Source organism: Streptomyces sp. TLI_105 (assembly GCF_900105415.1).
Classification (GTDB): domain Bacteria; phylum Actinomycetota; class Actinomycetes; order Streptomycetales; family Streptomycetaceae; genus Streptomyces.
In genome coordinates, this window is record NZ_FNSM01000001.1 from 580,347 (window position 1) to 597,829 (window position 17,483).

General features: G+C 74.4%; 17 protein-coding genes. 13 read left to right on the forward strand and 4 right to left on the reverse strand.

Annotation, left to right across the window (positions count from 1 at the left end; translation table 11 throughout):
• Positions 1 to 51: 51 nt before the first annotated feature.
• Positions 52 to 966 (reverse strand): TIGR03620 family F420-dependent LLM class oxidoreductase, encoded by a 915-nt coding sequence (locus BLW86_RS02785; protein ID WP_093872521.1) that lies wholly within the window; start codon positions 964 to 966, stop codon positions 52 to 54.
• A gap of 109 nt (positions 967 to 1,075) precedes the next feature.
• Between BLW86_RS02785 and BLW86_RS02790 the strand changes: the two genes are divergently transcribed.
• Positions 1,076 to 1,669, forward strand: coding sequence for a TetR/AcrR family transcriptional regulator (locus BLW86_RS02790; protein ID WP_093872522.1), 594 nt, complete (start codon positions 1,076 to 1,078; stop codon positions 1,667 to 1,669).
• Positions 1,670 to 1,692: 23 nt separating this feature from the next.
• Here BLW86_RS02790 and BLW86_RS02795 read toward each other — a convergent pair whose 3' ends face one another.
• Positions 1,693 to 2,403, reverse strand: a complete 711-nt coding sequence (locus tag BLW86_RS02795) for a TetR/AcrR family transcriptional regulator (protein WP_093872523.1) — start codon at positions 2,401 to 2,403, stop codon at positions 1,693 to 1,695.
• A gap of 91 nt (positions 2,404 to 2,494) precedes the next feature.
• On the opposite strand from BLW86_RS02795, the gene BLW86_RS02800 reads away from it, so the two are divergent.
• Positions 2,495 to 4,129 (forward strand): amidohydrolase, encoded by a 1,635-nt coding sequence (locus tag BLW86_RS02800; RefSeq protein ID WP_093872524.1) that lies wholly within the window; start codon positions 2,495 to 2,497, stop codon positions 4,127 to 4,129.
• Between the two features lie 7 nt (positions 4,130 to 4,136).
• Here BLW86_RS02800 and BLW86_RS02805 read toward each other — a convergent pair whose 3' ends face one another.
• A complete protein-coding gene (locus BLW86_RS02805) occupies positions 4,137 to 5,189 on the reverse strand; it encodes a LacI family DNA-binding transcriptional regulator (protein WP_093872525.1) in 1,053 nt (350 codons plus the stop codon).
• 143 nt (positions 5,190 to 5,332) lie between these two features.
• On the opposite strand from BLW86_RS02805, the gene BLW86_RS02810 reads away from it, so the two are divergent.
• Genes BLW86_RS02810 through BLW86_RS02830 form a run of 5 tightly spaced genes read left to right on the forward strand, consistent with a single transcriptional unit; the run spans position 5,333 to position 10,566 of the window.
• Positions 5,333 to 6,970 carry an ABC transporter substrate-binding protein gene (locus BLW86_RS02810; RefSeq protein ID WP_093872526.1) on the forward strand — a complete coding sequence of 546 codons (1,638 nt, stop codon included), beginning with the start codon at positions 5,333 to 5,335 and terminating at the stop codon, positions 6,968 to 6,970.
• The gene (locus BLW86_RS02815; RefSeq protein WP_093878462.1) at positions 6,967 to 7,920 is read left to right on the forward strand and encodes an ABC transporter permease; all 954 of its coding nucleotides are present in this window, start codon (positions 6,967 to 6,969) and stop codon (positions 7,918 to 7,920) included. The genes BLW86_RS02810 and BLW86_RS02815 overlap by 4 nt, the downstream gene beginning before the upstream one ends.
• A complete protein-coding gene (locus tag BLW86_RS02820; RefSeq protein WP_093872527.1) occupies positions 7,917 to 8,786 on the forward strand; it encodes an ABC transporter permease in 870 nt (289 codons plus the stop codon). The genes BLW86_RS02815 and BLW86_RS02820 overlap by 4 nt, the downstream gene beginning before the upstream one ends.
• A 5-nt stretch (positions 8,787 to 8,791) precedes the next feature.
• Positions 8,792 to 9,778: an ABC transporter ATP-binding protein gene (locus BLW86_RS02825; RefSeq protein WP_093878463.1), complete on the forward strand. Its 987-nt coding sequence runs from the start codon at positions 8,792 to 8,794 to the stop codon at positions 9,776 to 9,778.
• 5 nt (positions 9,779 to 9,783) lie between these two features.
• On the forward strand, positions 9,784 to 10,566 hold the full coding sequence (locus BLW86_RS02830; RefSeq protein ID WP_371129662.1) for an ABC transporter ATP-binding protein: 783 nt from the start codon (positions 9,784 to 9,786) through the stop codon (positions 10,564 to 10,566).
• A gap of 27 nt (positions 10,567 to 10,593) precedes the next feature.
• Here the strand turns inward: BLW86_RS02830 and BLW86_RS02835 are convergent, their stop codons facing one another.
• Complete coding sequence (locus tag BLW86_RS02835; RefSeq protein WP_093872529.1) at positions 10,594 to 12,093, reverse strand: alpha/beta fold hydrolase; 1,500 nt, start codon at positions 12,091 to 12,093, stop codon at positions 10,594 to 10,596.
• Positions 12,094 to 12,240: 147 nt separating this feature from the next.
• Between BLW86_RS02835 and BLW86_RS02840 the strand changes: the two genes are divergently transcribed.
• From BLW86_RS02840 to BLW86_RS02865, 6 genes are all read left to right on the forward strand, one after another.
• A complete protein-coding gene (locus BLW86_RS02840; protein ID WP_093872530.1) occupies positions 12,241 to 13,173 on the forward strand; it encodes a MerR family transcriptional regulator in 933 nt (310 codons plus the stop codon).
• 167 nt (positions 13,174 to 13,340) lie between these two features.
• The gene (locus BLW86_RS02845) at positions 13,341 to 14,108 is read left to right on the forward strand and encodes a GntR family transcriptional regulator (protein WP_093872531.1); all 768 of its coding nucleotides are present in this window, start codon (positions 13,341 to 13,343) and stop codon (positions 14,106 to 14,108) included.
• A 41-nt stretch (positions 14,109 to 14,149) separates the two neighbouring features.
• Complete coding sequence (locus BLW86_RS02850; protein WP_030689518.1) at positions 14,150 to 14,377, forward strand: 4Fe-4S dicluster domain-containing protein; 228 nt, start codon at positions 14,150 to 14,152, stop codon at positions 14,375 to 14,377.
• A 14-nt stretch (positions 14,378 to 14,391) separates the two neighbouring features.
• Positions 14,392 to 15,732, forward strand: coding sequence for an ABC transporter substrate-binding protein (locus tag BLW86_RS02855; RefSeq protein ID WP_093872532.1), 1,341 nt, complete (start codon positions 14,392 to 14,394; stop codon positions 15,730 to 15,732).
• Entirely contained in the window at positions 15,729 to 16,703 is a 975-nt protein-coding gene (locus tag BLW86_RS02860; RefSeq protein WP_256341178.1) for an ABC transporter permease, read from the forward strand. Before BLW86_RS02855 ends, BLW86_RS02860 begins: the two co-directional genes overlap by 4 nt.
• Positions 16,700 to 17,482 (forward strand): ABC transporter ATP-binding protein, encoded by a 783-nt coding sequence (locus tag BLW86_RS02865; RefSeq protein ID WP_093872533.1) that lies wholly within the window; start codon positions 16,700 to 16,702, stop codon positions 17,480 to 17,482. Before BLW86_RS02860 ends, BLW86_RS02865 begins: the two co-directional genes overlap by 4 nt.
• Position 17,483: the final 1 nt, after the last annotated feature.

The window sequence follows — 17,483 nt, forward strand, 5'->3', positions numbered from 1 at the left end:
CCGGCGTCCGTCCGGGGCCCCGGGCGGCGTCCACTGCCGGCGGCCCCACCGCTATGCGACGAGAGCGGAGGCGAGTTCGCGCCACTCCCGGTCCGGGAGCGCGGTCGGATCGGCGGTGAGCACCTGGAGGCAGACGTGGTCGGCTCCCGCGTCGAGGTGCTCCCGCACGCGGCGGCGGATCACCTCGGTGTCGCCGTACGCGACGATCGCGTCCACCAGTCGGCGACTCGGGCCGCCCGTGATGTCCTCGTCGCCGAAGCCGAGCCTTCGGACGTTCGCGCGCTGGTGCGGCGCCATCGCGACGTATCCGGCGACGTGGGCCGCGGCCACCTCCCGGGCCCGGCCGAGGTCGGGGTCCAGGACGACGGCCTGCTCGACCCCGAGGAAGGCATTCGGTCCCATGATCGTCCGGGCTTGCGAGGTGTGCTCGACGGGCACGAAATAGGGGTGCGCGCCCCAGGTGCGCTCGGCGGCCAGTCCGAGCATCTTCGGGCCGAGGGCGGCGAGGACACGGCGCGGGGCCGGATCCGGTACGGGGCCGTGGGCGGGGGTGGCGTCCATGGCGTCGAGGTAGGCGCGCATCGTGGCGAGCGCCCTGCCCCGGGCCGGGACGGGATAGCCGTCGACCTCGTGCACGGTGTCGTCGACCCGGTGCCCGCCCAGGCCGAGCAGGTAGCGTCCGGGGAAGGCCTCGCCGAGCGTGCGCGTCGCGTTGGCCATGCCGATGGGGTCCCGGAAGGCGATGTTGGCGATACCGGACGCGACGGTGATCCGGCGGGTCGCCGACAGCAGTAACCACGCCTGGCCCACCGTGTCGCGGCCGAACGCCTCGCCGTGCCAGATCGCTCCGTAACCCAACTCCTCCAGCTCCGCGGCCGATTCACGTACGCGTCCGGCGGGATGTCCCTCGTAGGCGAAGGTCCAGATCCCGACCCGGCCGAGCCCGGTCCGCGCGTCGTCAGTCATTCGTACTCCTCAGGCGAGCTTTCCGGAGAGGTTCTCCGGTTTCCTGTCGGCTAGAATACGGAGAACCTCTCCGGTTTGCCATCCCGGGAGTCGACCGAAGGACGGGACGATGACGAACGGACAGGGACGCGCCCCGGCCGAGCCTCCGCAACGCACGGACGCCCGCCTCAACCGGGAACGTCTGGTGGCGGCTGCGCGAGAAGTGTTCGCCGAAGCCGGGCCCGGCGCGTCCCTCAACGAGATCGCCCGCCGGGCGGGGGTGGGCCCCGGCACCTTGTACCGCCACTTTCCCCACCGCTCGGCCCTGCTGACCGCGGTGCTCGCGGACCGCGTCGAGACGCTGTGCGCACACGCGGAACGGCTGCTCGCCTCGGAGGACGCCGACGACGCCCTGGAGCAATGGCTACGAGCCTTCCTCACCCATGCCCGCGTGAACCAGGGCATGGGCAGCGCCCTCCTGATGGAATCAGCCGGTGAGTTGGGCTTCGACTGCCACCGGCGCATCCTGGACGTGGCGGCCGGCCTGCTCGCCCGAGCTCAGCGGCACGGAACGGCTCGCGCCGACCTGGCCGCCGACGACCTCCTCCGACTCGTCATCGGGATCGCGCTGTCCACGGCCCACAGCGAGCAGGACGGGCGGCCCGAGCTGCTGCTGGATCTGGTACTGGACGCCGTGCACGGGACACCGCGCCGGAGCAGGTGAGAACCCCGGAGAGGACGGGCGCGTCAGGGTTCCGGTTGCGGCGGCCGCAGCGCCGCCACCGCGCCGAGCATGAGCTCCAGGGCGAACGGGTAGCCGCTGTCGCGCATGTCGGCGGCGAGCAGGGGGAAGGTCGCGGCGATGTTCGGGTGGGTGTCGGGCGACAGCCTGCCGTAGACCGCGTGCCAGACCTCCGCCTCCTTCTCCTGGGCCGCGGGCGGCAGTGCGAGCGCGGCGGCGTCCTGGGCCGCGAAGGCGAGGGCCTGGTCGACGAAGGCGTGGTAGATCCGCACGGCGAGGGCGTCCGGGAAGCCGGCCGAGCGCAGGACGCCGAGGATCCGCTCGACGGCCCGCGTCTCGTACGGCCGGCCGGTGGTGCGGTGGGCCGCGAGGGCCGCCGCCTGCGGGTAGGCCTGGTAGCAGCCGTGGATGCGAAGTCCCAGCTCGCGAAGGTCCGTTCGCCAGTCGCCGGTGGCCGTCCAGCCCTCCTGCGCGCGGCCGATGATCTCGTCGGCGACGGCGAGGAGCAGGGCGTCGGTGTTCCGGAAGTAGCGGTAGAGGGCCGTGGGGTCGGCGCCGAGCGCGGCGCCCAGCCTCCGTACCGACAGGGCCTCCGCGCCGTGCCGGGCGATCAGGCGCAGCGCGGTCTCGACGATGAGCCGCTCCGAGAGGACGGCGCCCTGCTTGGTGGGGCGGCGGCGCTGCCGCCTGTCTTCGGGGACCACGCGTTCGGACATGGCCGGACCTTACGTCAACACCATTGACGTGTAAACGGCCCGCCCGCTTGCATGGCGCCCACCAACCGACACCACTTGTTCTGGAGCGCCCATGACCACGGCCGATCTGGTCTTCACCCGCGGGCCCGTCTTCACGGCGGACCCGGCCCGCACCCGGGCGACCTCGCTCGCCGTTATCGGCGATCGGATCGCGGCGGTCGGCCACGACGAGGTCCGGGACCTCGTCGGGCCCGGCACGGAGGTCGTCGACCTGACGGGGAAGTTGCTGCTCCCCGGCTTCCAGGACGCCCACGTCCACGCCGTCTCCGGCGGCAAGGAGCTGGCCGAGTGCGATCTCACCGGCACGGTCGGCGTCGCCGACTACCTGGCGCGGATCCGGGAGTACGCGGACGCCCGCCCGGAGCACGCCTGGATCACCGGCGGCGGCTGGTCGATGGAGAGCTTCGAGGGCGGACTGCCCACCCGGCAGCTGCTCGACTCCGTCGTCCCCGACCGGCCGGTCCTGCTGTCGAACCGGGACCACCACGGCGCCTGGGCCAACTCCCGCGCCCTGGAGCTCGCGGGGCTCACCGCCGCCACCCCCGACCCGGCCGACGGGCGGATCGAGCGGGAGGCGGACGGCTCCCCCAGCGGCATGCTCCAGGAGGGCGCGATCGGGCTCGTCGCCCGGCTGGTGCCGGCCACGACCGCCGAGGACCGTCTCGCCGGTCTGCTGCGCGCCCAGAAGCTGCTGCACTCGCTCGGCATCACGGCCTGGCAGGACGCGCTGCTCGGTTCCTTCGGCGGCATGACCGACCCGTCGGAGGCGTATCTGACGGCCGCCGGCGACGGTTCGCTCACCGCCCGGGTGACCGGGGCGCTCTGGTGGGACCGGGAGCGGGGCTCCGAGCAGATCCCCGAACTGGTCGCCCGCCGCGAGAAGTTCAGCCTCGGCCGGTTCCGTGCCGGCTCGGTGAAGATCATGCAGGACGGCATCGCGGAGAACTTCACGGCCGCCATGACCGCCCCGTACCTGGACGGCTGCGGCTGCGCCACCGCCAACAGCGGGCTGAGCTTCGTCGATCCCGGGGCGCTGCGCGGGTACGTGACCGAGCTCGACGCCCTCGACTTCCAGGTCCACTTCCACGCCCTGGGCGACCGGGCCGTGCGCGAGGCCCTGGACGCGCTGGAGGCCGCGATCGCCGCGAACGGGCGGCGCGGCAACCGCCACCACCTCGCGCACCTCCAGGTCGTCCACCCCGACGACCTGGCCCGGTTCGCGACGCTCGGAGCCATCGCCAACATCCAGCCGCTGTGGGCCGCGCACGAGCCGCAGATGGACGAGCTGACCATCCCGTTCCTGGGCCCCGAACGCGCCGCCTGGCAGTACCCGTTCGGCGATCTGGTACGGGCCGGGGCCACCCTCGCCGCCGGCAGCGACTGGCCGGTCAGCAGCCCGGACCCGATCGCGGGCATCCACGTGGCCGTCAACCGCCGCGAGCCCGAGGCCGCCGACGACCGGGTCTTCTACGCCGAGCAGCGCCTCGACCTCACGACGGCGCTCGCCGCCTACACGGCGGGCACCGCGCACGTGAACGGTCTCGACGACACCGGCAGCCTGCGCCCCGGCCACCTCGCCGACCTGGTCGTCCTGGACCGGGACATCCTCACCGGGCCGCCGGAGGAGATCGCCGAGGCCCGGGTGGAGCGGACGTACGTGGGCGGGCAGTTGGTGCACGCGGTCTGACCGGGCCTCACCTGCGGAGCGACGAGGCCCGGACGTCCAGCCGCGTCGCCACGAGCGTCCCGGCGGGCTCCCGGCGGCCGTGCTCCAGGACCGCGACGAGGTGCTCGACGCCGGCCTCCGCGACCGCCTCGGGCCGCAGGCTCAGGGTGGTCACCGGCGGGTCGGTGAGCAGGGCCGTGGCGTCCTCGCTGACCAGGACGACAAGCAGGTCGTCCGGGACCGCGTACCCCTGGCGGCGCGCCGCCTCCAGCACGAGGGGCGGGCTCGCCTCGGCGACCACGAGGAGGGCGTCGGGACGCTCCCGCCCGTCGGCGGCCAGGGCGGCCTCGACGCCGCGCACGACCGGCGCGTTGCCGGGTTCCCCGACCCGTACCACCCGCTCCGGCAGGCCGTGGGCGGCGCACCACTCCCGGTGTGCGGCGTACACCTCGGCGTGGAAGCGGGTGGTGCTGTCCGGCACCACCACGACCGGCCGCCTGGCCCCCTGCCCGTGGAGGTGGTCGAGGGCCTCGCGGACGGCGCCGGCCGCGTCGACGTCCACCCAGTAGGCGCCCGGGAGTCCCTCGACGGAACGGTCCGTGAAGACGGGAATGCCGGCCGCCAGGAGGCCTTCGACGACCGGGTCGTCGGCGACGGGGTCGGCGACGACCACCGCGTCGAGGGACAGGTCGGCCCACTCGCTCTGCAGGGAGCCGGCGGGCAGCAGCACCACGGCGTAGCCGCGGCGCAGTGCGGTGGCCGCGGTGACGCCGGTCAGCCGGGCGAAGTACGGCGACTCGAGAAAGGTGGCCCAGGGAGTGGCGGCGAACTCGCCGACCACGTATCCGATCAACCGGGCCCGTCCCGCGCGCAGATGGCGCGCGGTGGCGTTGGGCCGGTAGCCCATTCTGCGCGCGGTCTCGCGGGCCTTCTCCCGTACCTCGGGGGAGAGCCTGCCGGTGCCGTTGAGCGCCGCCGAGACGGTCGTCTTGGACAGGCCCGCCTCGCGGGCCACGTCGACGAGGCGGACGCGCGGGGTGGGCGGCGAGGGCTGCCCGCCGTGCCGTGAAGCTTCGGTCATGGGGTTGATGCTGCCACCCTCGTGACCTCTGCAAAACCGTTCCCGCAAAGTCGGGTGCAGGTCTTGTGCGGGAACGTTCCCGCACCAATACTCGCTCCATCCCCCCGAGCCCGTCACTACACCCGTAAAGGGGTGGGTCCCCCATGCGCATGCCCAGAGCCATCGCGCTTCTCGTCTGTACCGCCGCGCTCGCGGCCACCACCGGCGCCTGTTCCGGCGCCACGAACCCGCCCGCGGCCGGCGGCGGCACGAACTTCGAGGTCAGCCCGACCTCCCCGCCCGCGCAGGGCCCCCTGGACTCCTTCACCTGGTCCCTGTACGCCGAGCCGTACACGCTGGACTACGCCCTCGCGTACGACTACCCGCCGAACACCGTCCTCGCCAACGTGTGCGAGCAGCTGCTGCGGGTCACGCCCGACCTGAAGATCGTGCCCGGCCTCGCCGTGAAGTGGCGGCAGCCCGACCCGCGCACCCTCGTCTACACCCTGCGGCCCGGGGTGAAGTTCCACGACGGCACCACCATGACCGCCGACGACGTGGTCGCCTCCCTCAAGCGCCAGATGGACCCGAAGACCGGCTCGCCCTGGGGCTCCGCCTTCAAGACCGTCGACTCCATCGAGAAGACCGGCCCCCTGGAGGTCACCATCCGCCTCGGGAAGGCCGACGTCCTCTTCCACGAGCTGATGGCCGCCTCCCCCGGCACGATCGTCAGCGCCGCCTCCCTCGCCAAGGAGGGCAAGGACTACGGCACCCCCAAGGGCAAGCTGAACTGCACCGGTCCGTACGCCCTCGACAGCTGGGCCCAGGGCGACAGCATCACCCTCAAGAAGCACGCCGCCTACTGGGACAAGACGCTCGCCCCCAAGTCCGAGAAGGTGAAGTTCACCTTCGTCGAGGACCCGGCGGCCCGCTCCAACGCCTTCCTCTCCGGCTCGGCCGACGGCGGCTACATGGTCCCGTCCTCCTCCCTCGCCCAGCTGCGCTCCAGCACCAGGGGCACGCTCCTCTTCGGCCCCAACACCGCCGCCGCGAACCTCGCGGTCCTCGACTTCCACGGCGCGCTCGGCAACCTCAAGGTCCGCAAGGCCCTGTCGATGGCCCTCGACCGCAAGAACATCATCAAGGCCGCGGCCGGCGGCGTCGGCGTCCCCGCCAAGGCCCCCGCCGCGCGCGGCGCCTGGGCGCTGGCCCCGGAGAAGACGGCAGAGCTCTTCGACACCCTGCCGGAGCCCGCGTACGACATCGAGGGCGCGAAGAAGCTCGTCGAGGAGGCCCACGCGAAGGGCCGGACGGTCACCCTCGTCACCAGCACACTCGCGCCCGAGATCAGCGTCGTCGCGAACGCCGTCCAGGCCGCGGGCCGCCAGATCGGCCTCAACGTCGTGCTGAAGCCGGTCTCGCCCGACGCGTACAGCAGCATCTTCGTCGACCCGGACGCGCGCGAGGGCCTCGACCTCGTCATCACCAACGGCTACGACAACACGCCCGACCCCCTGGAGTTCTACCAGTACCTGCGCACCGGCGACTTCGGGAACTACGGCCGCTGGTCGAACGCCGAGTTCGACGTCGCCTTCGACCGGGCCGACTCCGAGCCGGACCCGGCCAAGCGCGCCGAACTCACCGCGAGGCTCCAGAAGATCGCGCTCGACGAGCTGCCCGTCATCCCCGTGTACGAGGCGCCCTACTCGGTCTTCCTCGGCAAGCGGATCACCGGCGCCCCGACCGGGATCGCCCAGCTCTACTTCCCGTGGGCCGCGACGATCGGGGCCTCGAAGCGATGACGCGCTACCTCGTCGGACGGCTCCTCGGCCTGGCGGCGGTGCTGTTCGTGACCTCCCTGGTGGTCTTCGGCTCCGTCCACCTGGCCCCCGGCGACCCGGTGTCGTTCCTCCTGCACGGCCGCCCCGCGACCCCCGGGGCCGTGGCGGCCCTGCGGGCGGAGCACCACCTCGACGACCCGCTGGTGACCCAGTACGCGAAGTGGCTCGGCGGCGTGCTGAGCGGCGACTTCGGCAGCTCCGCCCAGTACCACCAGGACGTGACCTCGCTCATCGGCTCCCGGCTGACCGGCACCGCCCTGCTCGTCGGCTACGCCGCCGTCCTCGTCGCCGTGCTCGGGGTCGCGGCCGGGATCCTCGGCGCGCTGCGCCCCGGCCTCCCGGACCGGGCGGTGCTCATCGGCACCGGTGTCGCCACCGCCACGCCGTCGTTCGTGACCGCCATCGCGCTGGTCTCGCTCTTCTCGGTGCAGCTCGGCTGGTTCCCGGGACCGGGCGGCGGGACCCCGGCGGGCCTCTCCGAGCGGCTGTACCAGCTGACCCTGCCGGCCTTCGCCCTGGCGCTGTCCTTCGCGGGGCTCCTCGCCCGGGTGACCCGCTCGGCGATGCTCGACGAACTGGGGCGCGAGCACGTCGAGGTGGCGCGCGCCCGGGGCGTCGCGGGCCGGTCCGTGGTCCGCCGGCACGTGCTGCGGAACGCGCTCGGGCCCGTCGTCACCGTCGGCGGCACGATGCTCGCCGGCCTCCTCATCAGCACCTCGATCGTCGAGACCGCCTTCGACGTCCCCGGGCTCGGCTCGCTGCTCGTGCAGTCGGTCACCGCGAAGGACTTCGCGGTGGTGCAGGCGATCACCCTGCTCAGCGTGGCGGCCTTCGTCCTCGTCAACCTCGTCGTCGACCTGCTCGCCCCGCTCATCGACCCCCGTCTCTCCCTCGGGGAAGGCTCCTCATGACCTCCACCACCTCCGCGGTGCCGTACCGCAGGCCGGGGCTGCGCGCCCTGCGCCCGTTCGGCCAGGGGCCGCTCTTCGCGGTCTCCGTCGCGGTGCTCGGCGTGCTCGTCCTGGTCGCCCTGCTCGCACCCGTCCTCGCCCCGTACGACCCCGAGACCCTCGACCTGTCGGCAAGTCTCGTCGGCACCACGGGCGACCATCCGCTCGGCACGGACCAGTCGGGCCGGGACGTCCTGTCCCGGCTGCTCCACGGTGCCCGCACCGGGCTGCTCGGGCCGCTGCTCGTCGTCGGTGTCTCCACCCTGCTCGGCACCCTCCTCGGCGTGGTGGCGGCCTGGCGCGGCGGCTGGGTGGACACCCTGCTGTCCCGCTCCATGGACCTCGTCTTCGCGATCCCCGGTCTGCTGCTCGCGATCCTGCTCGTGTCGGTCGTCGGCTCGGGGCTCACCGCGCCCGTCATCGCCATGTCCGTCGCCTACACCCCGTACGTGGGCCGGCTCGTCCGGGGCATCGCGCGGCAGGAGAAGGCCCGGCCGTACATCGAGGCGTACCGGGTGCAGGGCTGGTCCGGCTGGACCGTCTGCGCGCGCCATCTGCTGCCCAACATCGCGCCGACGGTCTTCGCCCAGTCCGCGATGAACTTCGGGTACGCGCTGATGGACCTGGCGGCCCTTTCCTTCCTCGGCTTCGGCGTGCAGCCGCCGGCCGCCGACTGGGGCGCCATGATCAACGAGGGGCAGGCGGCCGTCCTGCAGGGGGCGATGCTGCCGGCCCTCGCGCCCTCGGCGTGCATCGTGCTCGCCGTGGTGGCGTTCGGCATCGTCGGCGAGGGGCTCGCCGACCGGATCGCGAAGCGGGAACGGTGAACGGCATGCGCGAACACACGGATACCGCGCCGGTCCTGGAGATCGAGCGCCTCGGCGTCCGCCTGGCCGGCGACCGGGCCGCCCGGCCGATCCTCGACGGGGTGAGCCTGACGGTGCGGCCCGGCGAGACCGTCGGGCTGGTCGGCGAGTCCGGCTCCGGCAAGTCCGTGGCCTGCCGCAGCGTCCTCGGACTGCTGCCCGCCGGCGCCCGCGCCGAAGGGCAGGTCCGGGTCTCGGGGCGGGACGTCCTCGCGATGGGCCGCGCGGAACTGACCGCGCTGCGCGCCCGGCAGGTCTCCATGGTCTTCCAGGACCCGCGCGCCTCCGTCAACCCGCTGCGCCGGGTGGGCGACTTCCTCACCGAGGGGCTGCGCGCGGCCGGGACGCCCGCCGCCGAGGCGACCGCCCGCGCCGAGGAACTCCTCGACGCGGTCGGCATCCGCGACCCGCGCGGTGCCCTGCGCCGCCGTCCGCACCAGTTCTCCGGCGGCATGCTCCAGCGGGTCGTCATCGCGGCGGCCCTCGCGAGCGAACCGGCCCTCCTCGTCGCCGACGAACCGACGACGGCGCTCGACGTCACCACCCAGGCCGAGGTCCTCTCGATCCTGGCCCGGCTGCGGGCCGAGCGGGGCACCGGCATGCTGTTCGTCACCCACGACCTCGAACTGGCCGCCGCCGTCTGCGACCGGGTGTACGTCATGTACGCGGGCCGGATCGTGGAGACCCGGTCGACGGACGAGCTGTTCGACGCGCCCCGCCACCCGTACACGGCGGGCCTGCTCGCCTGCACCCCGCGTCTCGAACCGGACGCGCCGGCCCCCCGGCCCATCCCGGGCCGCCCCGTCTCCCTCGCGGAGGCACCGCCCGGCTGCTCCTTCGCCGCGCGCTGCGCCCACGCGCTGCCGCGCTGCGCCGAGGAGAGGCCCGCGCTCGTACGCCACGGGGACGGGCTCGCCGCCTGCCACCGTGCCGAAGAAGGGATCACGCTGTGACCGTCCTGCTCGAAGACGGCCTCGTCGTCGACGGACTGCGCAAGCGGTACGGGGACCACACGGCGGTCGACGGCGTGTCCTTCGCGCTCGCGCCCGGGTCCTGCCTCGCCCTCGTCGGGGAGTCCGGCAGCGGCAAGACGACCACGGTCCGGATGCTCGTGGGTCTGGAGCGCCCGGACGGCGGCACGGTCCGCCTCGACGGCCGGGACCGCTCCACGCGGGCCCGGGGCCGGACCGAACGGCTCGCCAGGGCCCGGGAGATCCAGATGGTCTTCCAGGACCCGTACCTCTCGCTCGATCCCCGGGTGACCGTCTCGGGCTGCCTGGACGAGGTCCTGCGGCTCCACACCGCCCTCGATCTGGCCGGCCGCCGGGCCCGCGTCGCCGAGCTCCTCGACCAGGTCGGTCTCGGGGCGCGCGAGGCCTCCGCCCTGCCCCGGGGCCTCTCCGGGGGGCAGCGTCAGCGCGTGGCGATCGCCCGCGCCCTCGCCGTGGAGCCCCGGGTCCTCGTCCTCGACGAGGCGGTCGCCGCGCTCGACGTGTCGATCCAGGCGCAGATCCTCGAACTCCTCGGCGCGATCCGCCGCGAGTCGGGGATCGGCTATCTGTTCGTCACCCACGACCTGGCCGTGGTCCGGCACGTCGCGGACGAGGTCCTGGTGCTGAAGTCCGGCCGGGCCGTGGAGACGGGCCCGACCGCGCGCGTCCTGGAGACGCCGGAGCACCCGTACACCCGGCTCCTGCTCGACTCCGTCCCCCGGCGCGGGCGGCGGCCGACGGGTCGGTGACGCGCGGGCCGGGGGCTCCCCTCCCCTCTAGTCCCGCAGGCGGACGAGGACCGCGCGCAGGGAGCGCTCCAGGACCGCTCGGGACTCGTCGGTGGGATCGACCAGTTCGAAGCCGTGGTGGGCGTGCGGTGCGTCGATGATCTCGACGTCGGCGCCGCGCTTCTCGGCGGCGGCGAGGAACTCCTCGACGGTCGCCGCGATGATCTCGTGCTCCAGGCCGACGCGGGTCAGGACGACCGGCGGCCCGTCCGCCGTCCCCACGGTGTCCACCGGACGGAAGCGGGATTCCACCGTCTCCCAGCCGGGCAGCGGCGCCAGGGCGGGATAGTTCGCCGCCACGCACCGCAGCCACGGCGGGGGCGCGGCCAGCCAGTCCGCCGCGAGGAGCCCGCCCGTGGAGAAGAACCAGAGCGCGATCCGGTCCCCGTCGACGCGCGGATCGGCGCGGACCTGCTCGACGGCGTCGGCGAGGTCCTGGGCGGCCTGCGGGTAGTCGACGAGGCCGTGGAGCCGGAGGTCCACGGTGACGCCGACGACGCCCGCGGCCGCCGCGTAGCGGCCGTATCCCAGGAAGAACGGCATGTCCCGCGGGGTGGGCCGCCGGTCGGGCTCGATGGGGCCGCCGTGGACGAAGACGACCGCCGGCCGGGGCCCCTCGGCGTCCGGGAGGTGGAGGTCGACCCGTCCGACGCGGTCGCGCGGCCGCTCGGGCACGTCGACGAGGAAGGGCAGGAGGTGGGACGGCTGCTCGTGGTCGCTCTCGGGCGCCGTCACCCGGTGGCCCTCGCCGGCAGCCGCGCGGAGCAGCACCTCGGCCAGTTCCCCGGGCGCGGAGAGCATCGGCCAGTGGCCGGTGGCGAGTTCGAAGAAGCGGAACCGGTCCTCGGTCAGCACCCGGAACTGGGGCGGCCCCGAGGCCACCGCCATCTCGACCAGGGCGATGCTCTGCCCGTTCGCGGCGCACAGGACGCCGGTGGCCGGCAGGGTGTCCGTGGCGCCGGTCAGACGGAGCGGTTCGGTGAGCGTGCGGGCCGGCTGGGGCGCGGCCTCGCGCTCCAGCCGGGCGAGGGCGTCGGCGGGGATCCCCTCGACGCTCCCCCACCGCGACCAGGTGCCCGGCGCGGGCGGCGGGACCGCCGCCTCGGGGCGCCCGGCGAGCAGCTCCCTGACCTCGGGGTCGGGTACGGAACGCACGGCGGGCTCGCCGGCCCGCGGGGGTCCCGCGTCCACGGAGACGATCCGGGCGACGCGTCCGGCCCGCCGGTCGGCGGCGCCGAACACCGGATGCAGGCCGTAGCCGTGCCCGACGAGGACCACCTCGGGCGCCGTGATCCCGTCGAGCAGCCGGACGAGCTCCTCGACGTGCGCCTCCAGGCCGGTCCCGGGGCCGGCCTCGGCGCGCCGGTCCCCCGTCCCGGTCAGGGTCACCGGGTACGCCTCCGCTCCCGCCCGCCGCAGCCGGTCGGCGGTCTCCTCCCACACCCAGCCACCGGTGAAGGCGTCCGACACCAGCACGAAAGCCGTCATGACCGTCTCCTCGTCACTCCTCGGGGATGTCTCGCGGTCACGCTAGGAACTCCCCCTGCGGGAGATTCAAGTCCGCCGGTCGGGAGCCGCGCGGCAGAATGGACGGGCCCGGAGATCATCGGCTCCCACTGAAAGAGGTTCACCCCCGTGTCGTCCGACGGTCTGTGGAGCATCGGTGAGCTGGCCGCGCGGGCGGGGGTCACCGTCAAGACCGTGCGGTTCTACTCCGATCGCGGTCTGCTGCCCGAGGCGGTCCGCAGCTCCGGGGGCCATCGCAGGTACGGGGCCGAGGCGCTCGACCGGCTGCGGTTCATCCGGTCGCTGCGCGCCCTCGACCTGCCGGTGCCCGAGGTGGAGCGGGTCCTGGAGGGGGACGGGGCCGACGCGGTCCTGGAGGAGGCCGTCGCGGGGCGGTTGCGGGACGTGGGTTCCCAGCTGGTGGCGCTGCGCTGGAAGGAGGCCTCCCTGCGGCTGCTCCAGGAGTGCGCCGCCGGGGAGCGCGCGCAGCGGCTGCGGCTGCTCGGTGCGCTGCCCGCCCCTCCGGACACGGACGCCCTGGTCCGGTTCTGGCGGCGGGCCCTGCCGGTGCGGCTGCCGGGGCGGGTGGTGGCCACGGTTCTCGACGCGGTGGTGCCGCGGCCTCCGGAGGAGCCGGGTCCCGGGCAGGTGCTCGCGTTCGCGCGGCTGCACGCGCTCGTCACCGACCCGCGCCTCGAACGGCCGGAGTTCCGGCCCGCGCCGCCGCTCCCGGACGGCGAGTACCGTCCGGTCGTGCTCTACGAGGGCCTCGCCGAGGCGTACGGGCTCGCCTCTGCCGAGGTGCGGGCCGGGCGGGCGCCGCAGGACGGCGGGGCCCTGGACTGTTTCGTCTCCGCCTACGCCCGGGCGCGCGGGGAGCAGGACACGCCGGACTTCCGGCGCCGGCTCGTCGGGCTGCTCGCCCTGGACGACAGCCCCGTGCTCCCCCGCTACTGGAAGCTGGCCGCCGGCCTGTTCGCCCCGGACGAGCCGGTCCTCGGCATGCTGCACCACCACCTCTCGACGGCCCTCCGCGGCCAGGTCCAGGGGCCCGCCGCCTGATCCCTCCCACATGGTGGGCAGTCGGCTGTCCACGTGCTGGGCGCCGAGGTGGCGGATCTCGCCGACTGGCCGCCGTCGCCGCAGGTCAGAGACGTACGGAAGGGGTGTCAGGTGGCGCAATACTGCGGCAACACCATCGGGGCCGGTCCGCCGCTACGTTCCGTGCCATGCCCGCCGAACCCGCTCCCGCCGCCCGCCCCGTCGCCGCCGCCCGCCGTCGGCGACTGCGCGCGGATCAGGCCCGGCAGCTCGCCGACCTGCTGCGCCACCAGATCCTGGCGGGCGGCTTCCCCGGCGGCGTCCTCCCCCTGGAGGACGCCATCGCGGCCGACTACCGGGCCAGCCGCAACACCGTCCGGCAGGCGCTCGACCTGCTGCGCGGCGAGCAGTTGGTCGACCGGCAGCCGGGGGTCGGGACGGTGGTGGTCTGCGAGAAGTACCCGCACGGTCTCGACCGGCTCCAGGGCCTCGCCGAGACCCTGCACGAGCACGGCAGGGTCACCAACGAGGTCCGGACCATGGGCCCGGTCGGGGCCCCGGGGCCGGTGGCGCACCGGCTGGGCCTGCCCGAGCACGCGGACGTGCTCTGCGTCGAGCGGCTGCGCCGGCTGAACGGGCTGCCGCTCTCGCTCGACCTGTCGTACCTCCCGATGGACATCGGGGGCGAGCTCCTCGGCTGCGACCTGGAGAACACGGACGTGTTCCGGCTCCTGGAGCAGCTGACCGGCGGGCCGCTCGGGCACGCCGAGATCACCCTGGAGGCCGTCAACGCCGACGCGCACTCCGCCGCCGTCCTCCAGGCGCCGCGCGGCGCCGCCGTCCTGATGCTGGAGCGGCTGACCTGTCTGCCCGACGGGCGGCCGGTGGACCTGGAGTTCATCCGGTTCCGCGGCGACCGCATCACCATGAGCGGCGTGCTCCGCCGCTCCCTCTGACCTCCCCCGCTTCCCCGTACACCCCTTTCCCGGAGACAGCCATGCCTGTGGTCCCCCAGCGCGGTGACGTGCCCGTCACCATCGACGAGTCGAAGTGCATCGACGGCTGCACCCTGTGCGTCGACATGTGTCCGCTCGACTCGCTCGCGATCCGCGAGGAGGACGGCAAGGCGTACATGCACGTGGACGAGTGCTGGTACTGCGGCCCGTGCGCGGCCCGCTGTCCCACCGGCGCGGTGACCGTCAACATGCCCTACCTGCTCCGGTGAAAGGCCGAACTCCCATGCACGCACGAAGACTCGCCCTGGCCCTCCCGCTCGCCCTGCTCCTTCCGCTCGCCACCGCCTGCGGCGGCGGGGCCGACGATCCGGCGGACGGGAAGACGGTCACGGTGACCGTCGGCTACCAGTCGAAGACCATCAACACCGTCACCGCCGGCACGTTGCTGCGCTCCCTGGGCTACTTCGAGGAGGAGCTCGCGGCGCGCGGCGGGAAGAACGGCGTCACCTACCGGGTCGTCTGGCAGGACTACGCGACCGGTGCCCCGATCACCGCCCAGATGACGGCGGGGAAGATCGACATCGGCTCGATGGGCGACTTCCCGCTGCTGATCAACGCGGCGCGCGGCAAGCAGCTCAAGGAGCCGACGCGGCTCGTCGCGGTGACCGGGTACAACCTGCGCGGCGGCCTCAACACCGTGGTCACGGCCCCCGGTTCGCCGCTGCGGACACTGAAGGACCTCAAGGGCCGCAAGGTGTCCACGAGCGTCGGTTCGGCCGCCGACGGCACGCTCGTCCGGGCCCTGCGGCGGGCCGGGATCGACCCGGCGAAGGACGTCGACAAGGTCAACCAGCAGCCGAGCGTGGGCGCTTCGGCCCTGGCGGCGGGCACCGCCGACGCGCTCTCCCAGTTCGTCGCCTGGCCCGGTCTGCTCGCCTTCCAGGGCCGGGCGACGGCGCTGTACGACGGGGCCGAGCTGAACCTGCCGACCTTCCACGGGGTCACCGTCCGCGAGCGGTTCGCCGAGCGGCGGCCGGAGGTCCTCGACGCGTTCCTGCGCGCGCAGCGGCGGGCCACGGACGAGTTGCGCCGCCGTCCGGTGGCGTCCGCCGAGTCGGTCGCGAAGGAGACGGGGCTGCCCGCCGAGGTGGTCTACCTCTACAACGGCGCCCAGGGCATCGCCACCTTCGACCCGGCGCTCCGCCCGGAGCTGGTCGCCGCGCTCAAGGAGGACGTGCCGGTCCTGGCGGAGGCCGGTCTGGTGAAGGACGTCGACGTGGACGCCTTCGTCGACGCGGCCCCGCTGCGGCGGGCGGTCCCGGGGGCCTCGTACCCGAAGGCGGGCGCCGCCAGGTCCGAGCTCTGGCTGAAGGGGCAGGAGTCGACCCGTACCTTCGACAGCCCCGGGGCGCTCCTCAAGGCCGTCAAGGGGGCGGCGGTCCGGGCCGCGTACGTGCCGGACGCGGTGACCGGGACGCTCTGGTTCGCGGACCGCGCGGTGTGGGTCCAGGACGGCGGCCAGTGGCGCGCCTTCGTGACCCGGGAGGGCGCGGAGCGGTACGTCACGGGGCACGCCGGCTCCCGGATCGTCGGGTACGCGGACGCCGTGGGGCTCGCGTCATGAGCTGGGGCCGCCGCCTGGTCCGGGTGGCCTCGCCGCTCGCGGCGCTCGGCGTCTGGCAGCTGCTGACCTCCCTGGACGTCAACCTGTGGCTGCGGTTCGAGCAGTTCCCCACGGTCGTCGAGGTGGCCTCCGCGCTCGCCGACCGGATCGGGACCGAGGCGTACTGGCAGGACCTCGGCCACAGCCTGCGCCGGATCGCGCTGGGCTTCCTGCTCGCGGCCGTCCTCGGGGTGGCCGCCGGGACGGCCGTCGCCCGGTCGCGGTGGGCCGCGGACGTCCTGGGCCCGCTGGTGGAGGTGGTGCGGCCGGTGCCGGCCATCGCCCTGGTGCCGGTCGCGATCCTGCTGCTGCCCACCAACGAGCAGGGCATCGTCTTCATCACCTGCGCCGCCGCGTTCTTCCCCGTCCTGGTGTCGACCCGGCACGCGGTGCGGGCCCTGGACCCGGTGTGGGAGGAGGCCGTGCTCACCATGGGCGGGGGCCGGGTCAGGGTGCTGTTCTCGGTGGTCCTGCCGGGCGCCCTGCCGGGCGTCTTCGGCGGTCTCTCGGTGGGCATCGGCGTCGCGTGGATCTGTGTGATCTCGGCGGAGATGATCTCCGGCGAGTACGGGGTGGGCTACCGCACCTGGCAGGACTACACGGTCGTGGACTACCCGGGGGTGTTCGTCGGCATGGCCACCATCGGCGTCCTGGGCCGGCTCACCTCCACGGCGGTCGAGGCGCTCGGTCGCCGGGTCACCGCCTGGCTGCCGAGCGCCGCGGAGGGCGGCGCGACCGGCCCGGCCCGTTCGGCGGGCTCCGCACCGGCGTCCACGCACCGCACGGACACGGCGGACCCGACAGCCCCGGAGGGGCCCACGAGCCCCGGGCCCGAGGCCCTCACGGGCCCCGCCCCGGGCGCCCCGGCGGACTCCGCCGCCGCCCGGGCCTCCGTCGCCCTGCCCGTACCCGACAAGGAGCCGGTCACATGACCACCGCGAGCCCGCCCGTCACCGCCGTGCCGACCGGCGCGGAACTCGCCCTGCACGGCGTCCGGCTCGGTCACCCGGGCGGGACCGCCGTGTCCGGTCCCGTCGGACTGCGGGTCGCGCCCGGTGAGCTCCTCACCGTGGTCGGCCCCTCGGGCTGCGGGAAGACGACCCTGCTGCGGACGCTCGCCGGGCTGCTGCCCCCGTTGGAGGGGCGGGTCACCCAGGACGGGGAGCCGGTCCGGCGGCCCGGCGCCGACCGGGCCTTCGTCTTCCAGCACGACGCCCTGCTGCCCTGGCGGTCGGTCCGGGCCAATGTGGAGCTGCCGCTCGCGATCCGCCGCGTCCCGCGCGCCGAGCGGCGCCGAGCGGCGGAGGAGTGGCTGGAGCGGGTCGGACTCGCCGGGCACGCGCACAGGCTGCCGGGCCGGCTGTCCGGCGGGCAGCGGCAGCGCGTCCAGCTGGCCCGGGCGCTCGCCGGGCGGCCCCGCGCGGTCCTGATGGACGAGCCGTTCGGCGCGCTCGACGCGACGACCCGCGCCGGGATGCAGGACCTGCTCGTGGAGATCCTGCGCGGCACCGGCGCGACCGTCGTCTTCGTCACCCATGACGTGGACGAGGCCCTCCATCTCGGCGACCGGGTCGTCCTGTTCGGGTCCGGCGAGGTCCTGGACGTGCCGCATCCGCGCTCGCGGGACGCCCGGGACGCGCCCGCCACGGCGGCGCTGCGCCGCCGCGTCCTCGACTCGCTCCGACCCTCCGCTCCCCTCCAGACCCCTTGAG